Origin of the sequence: Salinisphaera orenii subsp. orenii MK-B5 (assembly GCF_003788635.1) — a bacterium.
In the GTDB taxonomy this organism is placed as follows: Bacteria; Pseudomonadota; Gammaproteobacteria; order Nevskiales; family Salinisphaeraceae; genus Salinisphaera; species Salinisphaera orenii.
Genome location: NZ_AYKH01000010.1, coordinates 46,659 through 60,642, shown reverse-complemented (window position 1 = coordinate 60,642; position 13,984 = coordinate 46,659). Strand labels below are relative to the sequence as shown.

Annotated in this window: 11 protein-coding genes; 7 read left to right on the top strand and 4 right to left on the bottom strand. The window is 69.0% G+C overall.

Translation table 11 applies throughout. The features are described from left to right. The first annotated feature begins 90 nt into the window (after positions 1–90). The gene (gene pnp / locus SAOR_RS06385) at positions 91–2,190 is read left to right on the top strand and encodes a polyribonucleotide nucleotidyltransferase (RefSeq protein ID WP_123630720.1); all 2,100 of its coding nucleotides are present in this window, start codon (positions 91–93) and stop codon (positions 2,188–2,190) included. A gap of 332 nt (positions 2,191–2,522) precedes the next feature. Here pnp and phaR read toward each other — a convergent pair whose 3' ends face one another. Both phaR and dksA read right to left on the bottom strand, forming a co-directional pair. Then, complete coding sequence (gene phaR, locus SAOR_RS06380) at positions 2,523–3,065, bottom strand: polyhydroxyalkanoate synthesis repressor PhaR (protein WP_123630693.1); 543 nt, start codon at positions 3,063–3,065, stop codon at positions 2,523–2,525. Between the two features lie 148 nt (positions 3,066–3,213). After that, positions 3,214–3,657: an RNA polymerase-binding protein DksA gene (gene dksA / locus SAOR_RS06375; protein WP_123630692.1), complete on the bottom strand. Its 444-nt coding sequence runs from the start codon at positions 3,655–3,657 to the stop codon at positions 3,214–3,216. A 142-nt stretch (positions 3,658–3,799) separates the two neighbouring features. Here dksA and SAOR_RS06370 point away from each other — a divergent pair, with 142 nt between their 5' ends. Next, positions 3,800–4,603 carry an HAD-IA family hydrolase gene (locus SAOR_RS06370; protein ID WP_123630691.1) on the top strand — a complete coding sequence of 268 codons (804 nt, stop codon included), beginning with the start codon at positions 3,800–3,802 and terminating at the stop codon, positions 4,601–4,603. Here the strand turns inward: SAOR_RS06370 and cysZ are convergent. Next, positions 4,563–5,351, bottom strand: a complete 789-nt coding sequence (gene cysZ / locus SAOR_RS06365) for a sulfate transporter CysZ (protein WP_123630690.1) — start codon at positions 5,349–5,351, stop codon at positions 4,563–4,565. The two genes, SAOR_RS06370 and cysZ, sit on opposite strands and share 41 nt — an antisense overlap. 119 nt (positions 5,352–5,470) lie before the next feature. Between cysZ and SAOR_RS06360 the strand changes: the two genes are divergently transcribed. After that, complete coding sequence (locus SAOR_RS06360) at positions 5,471–6,142, top strand: glycine zipper 2TM domain-containing protein (RefSeq protein WP_123630689.1); 672 nt, start codon at positions 5,471–5,473, stop codon at positions 6,140–6,142. Positions 6,143–6,172: 30 nt separating this feature from the next. Here SAOR_RS06360 and queF read toward each other — a convergent pair whose 3' ends face one another. Continuing rightward, complete coding sequence (gene queF / locus SAOR_RS06355) at positions 6,173–6,562, bottom strand: preQ(1) synthase (RefSeq protein WP_123590357.1); 390 nt, start codon at positions 6,560–6,562, stop codon at positions 6,173–6,175. A 175-nt stretch (positions 6,563–6,737) separates the two neighbouring features. On the opposite strand from queF, the gene smc reads away from it, so the two are divergent. The 4 genes from smc (at position 6,738) to SAOR_RS06335 (ending at position 13,921) form a co-directional block, all read left to right on the top strand. Next, on the top strand, positions 6,738–10,256 hold the full coding sequence (gene smc, locus SAOR_RS06350; RefSeq protein ID WP_123630688.1) for a chromosome segregation protein SMC: 3,519 nt from the start codon (positions 6,738–6,740) through the stop codon (positions 10,254–10,256). A gap of 36 nt (positions 10,257–10,292) precedes the next feature. Further along, positions 10,293–11,207 carry a cell division protein ZipA gene (gene zipA / locus SAOR_RS06345; protein WP_123630687.1) on the top strand — a complete coding sequence of 305 codons (915 nt, stop codon included), beginning with the start codon at positions 10,293–10,295 and terminating at the stop codon, positions 11,205–11,207. A gap of 276 nt (positions 11,208–11,483) precedes the next feature. Beyond that, complete coding sequence (ligA, locus tag SAOR_RS06340) at positions 11,484–13,619, top strand: NAD-dependent DNA ligase LigA (RefSeq protein ID WP_123630686.1); 2,136 nt, start codon at positions 11,484–11,486, stop codon at positions 13,617–13,619. After that, positions 13,616–13,921, top strand: coding sequence for a hypothetical protein (locus SAOR_RS06335; protein ID WP_123630685.1), 306 nt, complete (start codon positions 13,616–13,618; stop codon positions 13,919–13,921). The genes ligA and SAOR_RS06335 overlap by 4 nt, the downstream gene beginning before the upstream one ends. Positions 13,922–13,984: the final 63 nt, after the last annotated feature.

Genomic DNA, 13,984 nt, shown 5'->3' with positions numbered 1-13,984 from the left:
GCCTATCGCAAAAGCGCCCCCCGGTGATGCCGGGACGGGCGCTTTTTGTTTTTGAACGCAGGACAGGATGAATTCGTGAGCAACGCAAACATAACCAGCAAACAGACCTTCAAGTTCGGCGAGCAGACCGTCACCCTCGAGACGGGTGAAATCGCGCGTCAGGCTGACGGCGCCGTCATGGTCAGCATGGGCGACACGGTGGTGCTGGTGACCGCGGTCGGTCGCAAGGAAGCCAAGCCCGACGCGGCCTTCTTCCCGCTGACCGTCAACTATCAGGAACGCACCTACGCCGGTGGCAAGATCCCGGGCGGCTTCTTCAAGCGCGAGGGCGCCCCCCGCGAGAAGGAGACGCTGACCTGCCGCCTGATCGACCGCCCCATTCGGCCGCTGTTCCCCAAGGGCTTCTACAATGAGGTCCAGGTCATCGCGACTGTGATGTCGGTGGATCCGGAAATCGATTCCGACATTCCCGCCATGATCGGCGCCTCCGCGGCGCTGGCACTCTCGGGCATGCCGTTCGCAGGCCCGATCGGCGGCTGCCGCGTGGGTTATGCCGACGGCGAGTACATACTCAACCCGAGTGCGACGCAGATCAAGGCCAGCGACCTGAACCTGGTCGTGGCCGGCACGAACGAGGCCGTGCTCATGGTCGAGTCCGAGGCCAAGCAGCTCTCCGAAGAGGTGATGCTGGGCGCGGTGCTGTTCGGTCACGAACAGCTCCAGGTCGCCGTGCAGGCGATCGATGCGCTGGTGGCCGAAGCCGGCAAGCCGGCCTGGGACTGGCAGCCGCCGGCCGCCGACGAGTCGCTGGCCGAGGCCGTGGCCCGGGTCGCCGGGGACGATGTCACCGAGGCCTATCAGATCGCCGACAAGCAGGAGCGCCAGGCGCGGCTGTCGGAGATCAAGAAGCGCGTGGTCGAGGAACTGGCTGCCGCGGACGGCGACAGCGGCCACGCGGCCGACGACGTCAAGGACGCTCTCGGCGCGCTCGAGAAGAAGACGGTGCGCTCGCGCATCCTCGAGGGTCAGCCGCGTATCGATGGCCGCGACACGCGCACGGTACGGCCGCTGGACATCCGCACCGGCGTGCTGCCGCGTACGCACGGTTCCGCGCTGTTCACGCGCGGCGAGACCCAGGCGCTGGTGGTGTCGACGCTGGGCACCGGCCGCGACGCCCAGATCATCGACGCAGTCGAGGGCAAGCATGAAGAGCCCTTCATGCTGCATTACAACTTCCCGCCGTACTGCGTGGGCGAGACCGGCTTCATGGGCAGCCCCAAGCGCCGCGAGATCGGCCACGGCAAGCTGGCCAAGCGCGCGATCGTGGGCGTACTGCCGGATCTGGAGAAAGAGTTCCCCTACGTCATGCGGGTGGTCTCCGAGGTCACCGAGTCGAACGGCTCTTCGTCGATGGCCTCGGTCTGCGGCACCAGCCTCGCACTGATGGACGCCGGCGTGCCGATCAAGGCGCCGGTGGCCGGCGTGGCCATGGGCCTGATCAAGGAGGGCGACAAGTTCGCCGTGCTCACCGATATCCTCGGCGACGAGGATCATCTCGGCGACATGGACTTCAAGGTCGCCGGCTCCACCGACGGCGTCACCGCGCTGCAGATGGACATCAAGATCGGCGGCATCACCCGCGAGATCATGGAGGCCGCGCTCGAGCAGGCGCGCGAGGGTCGGCTGCACATCCTCGGTGTCATGGGCGAGGCGATCGAGCAGCCGCGCCAGGAAGTCTCCGAGTGGGCGCCGCGCATCTTCACCATCAAGATCGACTCCGAGAAGATCCGCGACGTCATCGGCAAGGGCGGCGCCACGATCCGCTCGATCACTGAAGAGACGGGCGCGAGCATCGACATCGAGGACGACGGCACGATCCATATCGCCGCTGTGGACAAGACCGCTGCGGACATGGCCATCAAGCGGGTCGAGGACATCACCCGCGACATCGAGGCCGGCCAGGTCTATGAGGGCAAGGTCGTGCGCATCGTCGACTTCGGCGCCTTCGTCAACCTGGTTCCGGGGCGCGACGGGCTGGTGCACATCTCCCAGATCGCCGATCACCGTGTGGAGAAGGTCAGCGACGAGCTGGAGGAAGGCCAGACGGTGCGGGTCAAGGTGCTCGAGGTCGATCGCCAGGGGCGCGTGCGCCTGTCCATGAAGGAGCTGGCGGCCGAAGAGAATGCCTGAGCCGGGATGACGATTTCCCGATGCCTGCAACGGGCATGACCGGATCGCTGTGACGATTCGGGCGGGATGAAAGAAGGGCCCTTCGGGGCCCTTTTTTGTGGCTGCGTGGCGAGAGGGCCTGATCGCTCGGGCGGTCGGATTTCTACGACACCCATAAAAAAGCCCCCTAGGAAAGGGGGCAAGGTGCGAGAAAGGCCGTTAGGCCTTTCGGAGGAGATTCGGTGGTTCGGCGTGTCTGCCGATGTTGCGTTGCAGTATAGTTGCGTCTACGACTTTAGTCAAACATCGTGAGCCCGAAAAACGAAACTGCGTTTTGATGGCGTCGATAGTTTCTAACGATCGTCGGATCGCTCGTCGCTGTCCGGCGACGCCTTCCGGCTTTCACTCTCCGACAGCGACTTCTGTGTGGCCTCTTCCTTCTCGCGGCGGGTCAGGTTGGACAGAAACTCGCGACGGACACTGCGCCAGATCGGCAGCTGATATTGCGACAGTTCGCGCAGCGCCGTGAGCGGATTGTTGGCGCCGAGCAGGCGCCGCATGCGTTCCTTGAACTGATGCTGCTGTTCACTGAAGAACTCCAGCGAGAGCTCGAGATAGGAGCTGAAGGTGCTCTGCATCGAATCGCCGTAGAAACGGATGATGTTGCGCAGGACCTCGGTCCGGAAGATGGGGTCGCCGCCTTCCTCCTGCTCGCTGATGACCTGCAGCAGGATAGTGCGCGTGATGTTCTCGCCGCTGCGCTTGTCGATCACCTGAAAATCCTCGCCGCGAATCACGAGCTGACGAATGTTCTCCAGCGTGATGTAACGACTCACCTCGGTATCGTAGAGCCGCCGGTTCGGATATTTCTTAATGATGCGTGTGTTTTCGGTCATCCTCGGTGCCCCGGCTGAAGGACGCAGTCATGCTGCGTTGCGACATGATGATTGTGCCAGATTCGGCGTGGCGAACCCAGATCGCTGCGCAGTACATTAAAAATGCCCGCGCGGTGGCGGGCATTGTCGGCGTGCGGTTGCCCCGCGGTCAGCGTCCGAGCTGGCGCTCGCGGATCTCGTCCAGGCTCTTGCAGTCGACGCAGAGGGTGGCCGTGGGGCGGGCCTCGAGGCGGCGTATGCCGATCTCCGTGCCGCAGGTATCGCAGAAACCGTATTCGTCACGGTCGACGCGGGCGATGCCCTGGTCGATCTTGCGGATCAGCTTGCGCTCGCGATCGCGCGTGCGCAGCTCCAAGCTGAATTCCGACTCCTGACTGGCGCGATCCGTCGGGTCGGGAAAGTTCGCGGCCTCGTCCTTCATGTGATGCATCGTGCGGTCGACTTCCTCCATCAGCTCGCGCTTCCAGTTCACGAGGATGTTGCGGAAGTGTTCGCGCTGCGCCTCATTCATGTACTCCTCACCCTCTTTCGGGGTGTAGGGCGTAAACTCTTGAGGTGCGTCGAGTTTGGAGGTGCTGCTTTTAACCGCCATGATGCGCTCGAGTCGTAAAACAGCGCGTACGTTTAGCAAAAAAACAGCGCCTGCGCAATCGTTCGTTGCGGCCGTGCAGCCGGCATCGGGCTCTGGCACACTGCGCCGCTTCCGACCCCACCCACGAGTCCGCAACGCCAACATGAGCCTCGGTGCGCTCCTCTTCGATGTGGACGGCACGCTTGCCGACACCGAACCCCAGGGCCATCTGCCCGCCTACAATCGCGCTTTCGAGGACTTCGGTCTCGATTGGCGGTGGACGCCGGAACTCTATCGCCGGTTGCTGCGCGTCTCCGGCGGGCGTGAGCGTATCCATCACTACATCGAGCAGTTCGATCCGTCGCTCGGCCATCACGACGCGGCGATCGACGACGACGCGGCTGGCTGGGTGCGTGAACTGCATCAGCGCAAGACGCATCATTTCCGCAGTCGCCTCGAGCGGGGCGAGATCCCGCTGCGGCCCGGCGTGGCCCGCCTGATCGCGGAGGCGGGCGATGCCGGCGTGCCGGTGGCCATCGTCACCAACGCCAGCCGGCCGACCCTGGAGCCGTTTCTGGCCCATGCACTGGGCCCGGCTCTCGTGCGCCACATCGCGCTCTGTGTCTGCGGCGACGAGGTCGAGCACAAGAAACCCGCGCCCGATCTCTATCGCGAGGCCTGCCGCCGGCTAAATTGCGCCCCCGAGCGCTGCGTCACTGTTGAGGATTCCGCGGTCGGCGTGACCGCAGCCACGGGCGCCGGGGTGGCGTCGATCGTGACCGTCAACGACGATACGCGGCGCCAGCGTTTCGACGATGCCGTGCTCGTGCTGGACTCGCTGGGTGAGCCGGGCCGCCCCGCGGAGCGACTGCGGACGGCGACCGACTACGATTTCGATCATGTCACGCTGGCACTCGTGCGCGCGGTCAGCGACGCCTGGCAGGAGCGCTCGTCGCGGCGCGGTTGACCGCATCTTCGCTCGTATCGGTCTCCAGATAGAGCAGCGTCGCCCCCACCACGGCGGCCGGCATCACGACGAGATTGGCCAGGGGCACGGCCGTGGCCAGCGTCACCAGACTGCCGAAACCGAGGTGACGCCAGCGGTGGGCCCGCAGACGCGCGATCTTGGCGTCGAAGGCCATGCCGCGATTGCCCATCGGCTGGTCTAGATATTCGAAGGCGAGCATGAAGGCGCCGAAGGCGAACCACAGCGGTGCGATCGCCAGATTGACCAGCGGCAGGAACAGCAGCACCAGGCTGACCAGTCCCAGCGACAATGCCTTGCCGGCGTACCAGCGCAACCGCCGCAGTTCGCCGAACACGCCGTCGGCCATCTCGCGCGTGAGACTCATGCCCGAATCCGGGGCCCGGCCGGTCACGAGCTCCTCGACGCGCCCGGAGAGCAGGCCGTTGAAGGGGCTCGCGATGAGATTGGCGAGCAGTGTGAACACGTAGCAGAAGGCGAGCGTCGACAGCACGATACCGACCCACCAGAGCACGCCCTCCAGCCAGGCGAGCCAGTCCGGCAGCCCGGCGAGCCAGGCGTCCAGCCAGCGATCCAGCCCCCAGCCGAGCAGCGATACCATGGCCGCGATCAGCAGGATGTTGATGACGATGGGGATGACGACGTAGCGCCGCAGCGAGCGTTCGCGCAGGAGCGCGAAGCCGCGGAGCAGATACGTCGGGCCCGACGAGAATTCGGCGATCGGATTCATGCTGCGTTCGGTTGGCGCGAATAGACTCTGATGATGGCGCAAGGGCGGCGACTCGACCGGCCCGGTCGAGACACCGTCAATGGCCGCGACAGTGTAGAAGATTCAAGGGGAAGCACGTCATGACAACGATTCGTATGCCCGCCGTATGCTTCGCGCTGATGCTGGCGCTCACCATGCTCGCGGGCTGTTCCGACAGCGGCGCCGAAGACGCCCGCACCGATATCGAGCAGGCCGACGCCGAGCTGGCCGAGGCCCGACAGCGTCTCGAGGACGCCGAGCAGGCCAAGGCCGAAGCCGAGGCCCGCGAAGAGATCGAGGCGGCGGCCGCCGACAAGCGCGAGGCCGAACAGCGCCAGGCCGAGGCCCGCGATGACTCCGACGCCGATACCGGGCAGGCGCAGGCCGAGACCGGCGATACCGGTGAGGCCGCGGCGCGCGAGCAGGAGCCGGTATGCGGTGACTGCGGCACGGTGCAATCGATCACGCCAGTGACCCGCAACGCCCAGAGCGGTTCCGGCGTGGGCGCGGTGGCCGGTGGCGTGGCCGGCGCCGTCGTGGGCAGTCAGATCGGCAGCGGCTCCGGCAAGACGATCGCGCAGATCGCCGGCACGCTGGGCGGCGCCTTCGCCGGCAACGAGGTCGAGAAGCGCATCCGCAAGGAGACCTACTACCAGGTCGAAGTGGCCATGGATGCCGGTGGCAGTCGCCGGGTCGATGTCGCCACCGCCGATACCATCGACACCGGAACGCGGGTGCGTGTGCAGGGCAACAACCTGGTGCTGATGCGCTGATGCCGGCCGTGCAGGCGGCCGGCCTGCCGCTTACGGCAGAGCGACCGGCGTGCCGGGGTGCCAGTTGTCGGCGCGGTGCTCGGCGATCACGCTCGTATCGATGCCGCCGCGCATCCAGAACTCGGCTCTAACGCGCATGAATCGCGGGTCCGTCGCCGCCACCAGATCCGCCAGGATCTGGTTGGTGACGGCCTCGTGAAACGCGCCCTCGTCGCGATAGGACCAGATGTAGAGCTTGAGCGACTTCAGCTCCACGCACCGGGCTTCCGGCACGTACTCGAGATGGATCGTGGCGAAGTCCGGCTGCCCGGTGACCGGACACAGGCAGGTGAATTCCGGGATTCGCATGCGGATCGTGTAGTCGCGTTCCGGGGTCGGATTGTCGAAGGTCTGCAGGTCGCGGCTGGGCTGGCTCGGCATGGTCGATGTCGGCGGCTTTGTAACGCGTGTGAATCGCTAGGGTACACTAGCCGGCTCGGCGCGCGTCCAAGCGCCGCACCGACTCGATGCCGCCTGCGGAGGCCGATGTGATCCGGGCCAGCCACAATGCGACCAGCCGCCGCGGCCCCGGGCGGCCCGCGATCGAGCGCCCCTCATGCGTCTGAGTTCGATCCGTCTCGCCGGCTTCAAGTCCTTCGTCGATCCGACCACGATCGTGCTGGATTCCAACCTGTCGGCCGTCGTCGGGCCCAACGGCTGCGGCAAGTCCAACGTCATCGACGCAGTCCGCTGGGTGACCGGGGAATCCAGCGCGCGCCAGCTGCGCGGCGAGGCGCTCGAGGACGTCATCTTCAACGGCTCGCGCGCGCGCAAGCCGGTCGGCCGCGCTTCGGTCGAACTCAAGTTCGACAACAGCGAAGGCACGCTCGGCGGCGAGTACGGGGCATTCAGCGAAATCTCGATCAAGCGCGAACTGGCCCGCGACGGCGGCTCGCGCTATTTCATCAACGGCGCGAAGTCGCGGCGCCGGGACGTCATCGATCTGTTCCTGGGGACCGGTCTCGGCGGGCGCAGCAACTACGCCGTGATCGAGCAGGGCGCGGTCAACCGCCTGATCGAGGCCCGCCCGGAGGAAATGCGGCAGGTGCTGGAGGAGGCCGCCGGCATTTCCAAGTACAAGGAGCGCCGGCGCGAGACCGAGAACCGCATCCGCCACACCCGCGAGAATCTCGAGCGCCTGAACGATCTCATCGGCGAGGTGACCCAGCGCCTGGGCGTGCTCAAGCGCCAGGCGGCCAACGCCGAGAAATACAAGAGGCTCAAGGCCGACGAACGCCGTCTGCGCGCGGAGCTGCTGGCACTGCGCTGGGCCGCCCAGAGCGAACAGGTCGAGGGCGCGGAGGCCCGGCAGCGCGAATGCGAGGACGCGCTGCGCCGCGCGATCTCCGGCCAGCGCGAGGCCCGCGAGGCCCGCGAGGCGCTGGCCGCCGACCAGCAGGCGGCGATGACCGCGGTCCAGCAGGCTCAGGCGGCGTTCTACGACGCCCAGAGCGAAGCCGCACGCATCGAGCAGCGGCGGGCCCACGCCCGCGAAATGCGCGAGCTGCGCGAACGCGAGCGCGCGGAACTGGTCGAGCGCCTCGAGACGCTGGATGCGCGCGAGGCCGAGGACCACCGGCAGGCCGAGGATCTCGCCGCCGAGCGGGACGCGGCCGAACGCGCGCGGGCGCAGGCCGAGGCGGAACGCTCCGAGGCCCGCCGGGCGCTGGATGCGGCCGAACAGGCCGCGGTCGACGCCGAGCGCGTCTGGGACGAGCACAACGCCAGCGACGACAACCCCGCCCAGCGGCTGGAGGCCGAGCGCACCCGCGCACGCTATGCCCGCGAGCGCTGCGACGAGCTCATTCAGCGGCGCGACGCCCGCACCGGCGAGCGCGAAGGTCTCGGCGGCGAGGATGATGAAGCTCTGGCGGCCGCCGAACAGGATCTCGAGACGCGCTCGGCGGCGATCGAGGCCGACCGGCGCGCCGCCCGCGGGCACGCCGAGGAAGTCGAAACGCTCGAGCAGCGTGTGGCCGAGTCGGAGCAGACCGTGGAGCGCCTGCGCACCGAGCTCGGCGAGAGTCGCGCGCGGCTGGCCTCCGAACGCCAGCTCCAGCAGTCCGTGTTGCGCGAGGACGATGCCGGCGTGCGCGACTGGCTGGCCGCGCACGAGCGCGCCGAAGCGCCCGGCATCGCCCGCCGGATCAAGGTCCGCGAGGGCTGGCAGACCGCGGTCGAGTCGGCCCTGGGCCCCTGGCTCCAGGGCTTCGCGGTCGCGCGCCTGCCGACAGTCGAAGGCGAGTGGCCGGCCGAGCCGCTCACCCTCGTCGAAACCGAGGCGGACGCCGAGCCGGCCGACGGGCCGGAAGCGCCCGCGGCCGGGCCGGCAGGGCTGGCCTGCCTGGCCGACGGTCTCGACGCGCCGGCCGCCATCCGGTCACTGGCTCGCCAAATCTACGTGGTCGATGACATCGGCCAGGCGCTGGCCCGGCGCGATGAACTCGCCGCCGATCAGTGGCTGGTGACCCTGGACGGTGCCCGGGTGGGCCGGGGGATGCTGGTCACGCCGGCCGGCGAGGCCGCCGAACGCGGGGTGCTGGAGCGCGAAGCGAGGATCGAGACCCTCACGGCGACCGTGGCCCAGGCCGAGGCCGATCTCGAGGCCCGAGTAGCGGCGCTGGACGAGCAGCGGCAGGCCTTGAAGACCGCCCGCGACAGTCGCCGGGCGCTCGATCAGTCGATCGCCGCGGCCGAAAGCGAACTGGAATCCCGGCGTGCGCGGCATCAGGGCGAACGGGAACGCGCGCGCCAGCGCCGCGAGCGCCGCGCCGAGATCGACACCGAGCTCGCCGACCTGAACGAGCAGATCGAGACCGCGAAGGACGAGGCCGCCGCGCGCGAGGCGGGCCTGGAGCGGCTCGCCGAAGCGGCCGAGGATTTCCAGGCGCGTCGGCGTCAGGCTCAGGCCGAGCTGGGCGAAGCGCGCGCCGCCCGCGAGACCGCCCGCAAGCGCCACGGCGAAGCCGAGCAGCGCCTGCGCGACGTCGAGGCGCAGCAGACGGCGCTGGCCGGGCGGGTGGAGAGTCTCGATGCCCGCCGGCGCGACACGGCCGCCGCCCGGGCGGACGTGGCCGAGCGCCTGGCGGCGTTCGATGCCGAGGCCGCGCCGGACGGCGACGAGGCCGACGACAGCGACGCCCATGAACGGGCGGTGGCGGCGCGCGAGGCCGCCGAGCGCGAGCTGCGCGGCGCCCGCGAGCGGCTGGCCGACTGCGAGAAGCGCCTCGAGACCCAGTCCGAGACGGCCATGCAGGCCGACCAGGGCATGGAGAGCGCGCGCGAGGCGCTGCAGCAGGCCCAGATCGCGGTCGAGACCGCGGGTGTGCGGCGCGCCGGCGTGGTCGAACAGCTGGAGGAGCTGGGCGAGTCACCGGCGTCGTTGGTCGAACAGCTGCCCGCCGACGCCACGGCCGACGCCTGGAGCAGCGAGATCGAGGCGGTCGAGCGCCGTATCCAGGGTCTCGGCGCGATCAACCTCGCCGCGATCGAGGAATACGACGCCGAGGCCGAGCGCGAGGCCTATCTCGGGGAGCAGCACGCCGACCTGAGCGAGGCGCTGGAGACGCTCGAGCAGGCCATCGCCAAGATCGACCGCGAGACGCGACAGCGCTTCCGTGCCACCTACGAGCAGGTCAACGGCCGCTTCGCGGCCATGTTCCCCGACCTGTTCGGCGGCGGCGAGGCCGCGCTGGAGCTGACCGAAGACGACTGGCTGGTCACCGGCATCCGCGTCATGGCGCGGCCGCCGGGCAAGCGCAACGCCTCCATCCAGATGCTGTCCGGCGGCGAGAAGGCGCTCACGGCCGTGGCGCTGCTGTTCGCGTTGTTCGAGCTCAATCCGGCGCCGTTCTGTATGCTTGACGAGATCGACGCGCCGCTCGACGATGCCAACGTGTCGCGCTTCTGCGAGCTCGTGCGCCGGATGTCGACACAGGTCCAATTCATCGTGATCACGCACAACAAGCTGACGATGTCGCTCGCCGAGCAGCTGCACGGCGTGACGATGGCTGAACCCGGCGTCTCCCGGCTTGTCAGTGTGGATATCGATCAAGCCCTCGACATGGCCGGCTAGGCCCGGTTCGGTCCACTTTCATCACGCAATCCGCCTATGTCTATCGTGCAATGGCTTCTCCTGATTCTGGTGATCGCGGTGGTGGCCGGTGCCTACTGGTACCTGCGCCGTCAGTCCGAGAGCGATCCCTGGCAGGGCATGGACGACGAAACCGCCGACCAGGAGGGCGCCGAGGCGCGCGGTGAGGCGCTTGGCGGCGACTCCTACATCGTCGGCGTGCGCACGCTTTCCTCGAGCACCCCGGCCAGTCGCAAGGCCGCGAACGGGCAGGGGCGTTCGGCGTCCGAGTCGGCGCCCGAGCCCGAGCTGCCCGAGGAGACTGCGGAGGCGTCCTGGCAGGCCTACAAGAGCGCGCCGCCCGAGGCCCCGGCCGACAGCGAGTCCGGGCTGGATGCCGATGCCGGCGAGCCGTCGGCCACGGAAGCGAGCGCGGCGCCCGAGCCGGCGCCGGCGGCTCCGGCGCCGCCGGACAGCGAGCGGGTCGAGAACATGCGCCCGCAGCGGGCACCGGACGGCGAACAGCAGATCTTCCAGCTGCATGTCGCCAGCCCCGACGGCCGCGCCTTCGAGGGGCCGGCGATACACGCCGCGCTCAAGGCGCAGGATCTCAAGTTCGGGCTCAACGACATCTATCACCGCGTGACCGAGGCCAACGGCGTGCCCGAGTCCGTGTTCGCGGTCGCCAACATGCTCAAGCCGGGCACCCTCGACCCGGCGGAGCGCGATCAGCTCGCCACGCCGGGCCTGACGCTGTTTCTCGTCCTGCCGGGGCCGGTCGAGGGCGTGCAGGCCATGCGCGACATGATGGAGACGGCCAACGGCCTCGCCAAGGCGCTCGGCGGCGACGTGCTCGACGACAAGCGGGCGCTGCTCAAGGCCCAGACCGCGCAGTACATGCTCGACCAGATCGCGGATCTGGACCGCCGCGCGCGTATCGCCCAGCGCCGCTAGGGAACCTCCGTTTGAATTCTCGCGGCTCGTGTTCGTGTCCTCAAATGCGTTGCGACAAGGCGCCCAAGCGCCGCGCCTGGCTCATTGCCAGGTCAAGCTTGGCAACGCCGTCGCAGTGCATTTGAGGCCGAACCCCGTCGGGGCCGGGGCTTTGCGCGCGTCTGGACGGCGTCATCACTCGCTACCGTGCAATGAGCACGCCACGCTCGCGATTCCTTGCCAGCCGCGCGCAAAGCACGCCGGCGCGATCGCGACGATTCAATCGGAGGTTCCCTAGTGGCCGCGGACCGGCAGGCGCGCGCGCGGGCCGACGAACTGGCACGCATGCTGCGCGCGCACAATCGTGCCTACTATCAGGACGACGACCCGGCGGTCTCGGACGCCGAATACGACCGGCTGTTCCGCGAGCTGCAGGCGCTGGAGGCCGAGCATCCCGACCTCGTGGGCACCGATTCGCCCACCCAGCGGGTCGGGGCACCGCCGTCGGAGAAGTTCGACGCCGTGGATCACGCGACGCCGATGCTGTCGCTGGCCAACTGCTTCGACGACGACGAACTGGCCGAGTTCGACCGGCGCGCACGAGAGGGCGTGAACGCCGAGGCGCTGACCTACTGCGCCGAGCCGAAGTTCGACGGCACGGCGCTGAACCTGCGCTACGAGGCGGGCGTGCTGCAGCTGGCGGCGACCCGCGGCGACGGCGTCACCGGCGAGGACATCACCGCGAACGCCCGCACCATCCGCAATCTGCCGTTGCGGCTGGCCGGGGACGCGCCGCCGGAATTCGTCGAGGTGCGCGGCGAGGTCGTGCTCGCCCGCTCGCGCTTCGAGGCCCTCAACGCACGCCTGAGCGAGGACGGACAGAAGCCGTTCGTGAATCCGCGCAACGCGGCCGCCGGCAGCCTGCGCCAGCTCGACTCCCGGGTGACCGCGACCCGGCCGCTGGCGTTCATGGCCTACGGCATCGGCCGCATCGACGGCGCCCGTCTTCCGGGCAGCCTGTATGCCCAGATCGATCGGCTCGCCGCCTGGGGATTCACCGTCAGCGAGCACGTCGAGCGGGTCGAGGGACTGGACGGCTGCAAGGCCTACTACGCGGCGATGGCCGAGCGCCGCGCCGGCCTCGACATCGAGATCGACGGCTGCGTGTTCAAGGTCGACGCCGCCGACGTGCGCGCCGAACTGGGCTTCGTCGCCCGCGCGCCGCGCTGGGCGATCGCGCGCAAGTTCCCGGCCGAGGAAGCCACCACCCGGCTCAACGCGGTGGAATTCCAGGTCGGCCGCACCGGCGCGCTGACGCCGGTGGCCAAGCTCGAGCCGGTGTTCGTCGGCGGGGTGACGGTGTCGAACGCCAGCCTGCACAACATGGACGAGATCGCGCGCAAGGATGTGCGCGTGGGCGACACGGTGGTGGTGCGGCGCGCCGGCGATGTCATCCCCGAGATCCCCCGAGTGCTGGTCGACAGACGCCCGGCGGACGCTCAGCCCATCACGCTGCCCGAGGCCTGTCCGGTCTGCGGCTCCGGCATCGAGCGCGTCGAGGGCGAGGCGATCGCGCGCTGCAGCGGCGGCCTGGTCTGTGCCGCGCAGCGCCGCGAGGCGCTCAAGCATTTCGCCTCCCGGCGTGCGCTGGACATCGACGGCCTCGGCGAGCGCCAGATCGAGCAGTTCGTCGCCGAGGGGCTGCTGGCCTCGCCAGCGGACATCTTCCGGCTGAGCGAGCATCGCGAGGACCTGGTCGCGCGCGAGGGCTACGGCGAGAAGTCCGTGGCCAATCTGCTGGCCTCCATCGAGGCCAGCAAGCAGACCACGCTCGAGCGCTTCATCTTCGCGCTGGGCATCCGCGAGGTCGGGGAGACGATGGCACGCGATCTCGCGCGTCATTTCGGCAGTCTGAAAGCCCTGCAGGACGAGGCCACCGCCTATCGGCAGCGGCTGGCGCGCGCGGCCCACAGCGAACCCGACAATCGCGCCGCCCGCGATCGCATCATGACCGCGGAGGGCTTGCAGGCCGTACCCGGCGTGGGCGCCCGGGTGGCCGGCTGCATCGCCGACTTCTTCGCGGAGCCGCGCAACCGCGAGGTCATCGACGCGCTGATCGCGGCCGGCGTGACCTGGGAGACGATCGCGGTCGACGACGCCCCCCGGCCGCTGGCGGGGCGGACCTTCGTGCTCACGGGCAGCATGGCGGAGCTGAGCCGCGAGGCGGCGAGCGAACGCATCGAGGCGCTGGGCGGCCGGGTCACGTCGAGCGTGTCGAAAAAGACCGACTACGTGGTCGTCGGCGACGCCCCCGGAAGCAAGCGCGACAAGGCCCGGAAGCTGGGGGTCACACTGCTCGACGAGGCCGCTTTCACGGCCCTGCTGGAGGCGCCGACCGGGCCCCCGGCCGACACCGAGGACACGCAATCATGAATCGATCCAAGCGAGATGCGGCACGCATCCTTTGTCTGGCGGCGTTGGCCGCGCTCGTCACCGGCTGCAGCACGCTGTTCGTCGGCGCCAGCGATCGCCGCTGCGCGCACGATCTGACCGCGGTACAGGATAGCGCGGCCCACGCCCGGGCCGAGCTGGAGGGCGGCGTCACCGATGCCGGGCGCCAGCCGACGCTGGATCGGATGGTCGATCTCGCCCGGCGTGCACGGGCGAGCTGCGGTGACGGCCGTACGCCCGACAGCCCGGGTATGGAACGGGCGCGCCGCCCCAAGCCGGGCTGAACGCCGAGCCGCGGCAGCGCCCGATGCGCTTGTGCGGCGGCGCGCCAGCGCTTACGCTTGGCC

Bases quoted from the DNA above. Each gene is read 5' to 3' on its own strand.
- phaR (WP_123630693.1), bottom strand. From the start codon at position 3,065: ATGACCGAAAACACACGCATCATTAAGAAATATCCGAACCGGCGGCTC.
- dksA (WP_123630692.1), bottom strand. From the start codon at position 3,657: ATGGCGGTTAAAAGCAGCACCTCCAAACTCGACGCACCTCAAGAGTTT.
- SAOR_RS06370 (WP_123630691.1), top strand. From the start codon at position 3,800: ATGAGCCTCGGTGCGCTCCTCTTCGATGTGGACGGCACGCTTGCCGAC.
- cysZ (WP_123630690.1), bottom strand. From the start codon at position 5,351: ATGAATCCGATCGCCGAATTCTCGTCGGGCCCGACGTATCTGCTCCGC.
- SAOR_RS06360 (WP_123630689.1), top strand. From the start codon at position 5,471: ATGACAACGATTCGTATGCCCGCCGTATGCTTCGCGCTGATGCTGGCG.
- queF (WP_123590357.1), bottom strand. From the start codon at position 6,562: ATGCCGAGCCAGCCCAGCCGCGACCTGCAGACCTTCGACAATCCGACC.
- smc (WP_123630688.1), top strand. From the start codon at position 6,738: ATGCGTCTGAGTTCGATCCGTCTCGCCGGCTTCAAGTCCTTCGTCGAT.
- zipA (WP_123630687.1), top strand. From the start codon at position 10,293: ATGTCTATCGTGCAATGGCTTCTCCTGATTCTGGTGATCGCGGTGGTG.
- SAOR_RS06335 (WP_123630685.1), top strand. From the start codon at position 13,616: ATGAATCGATCCAAGCGAGATGCGGCACGCATCCTTTGTCTGGCGGCG.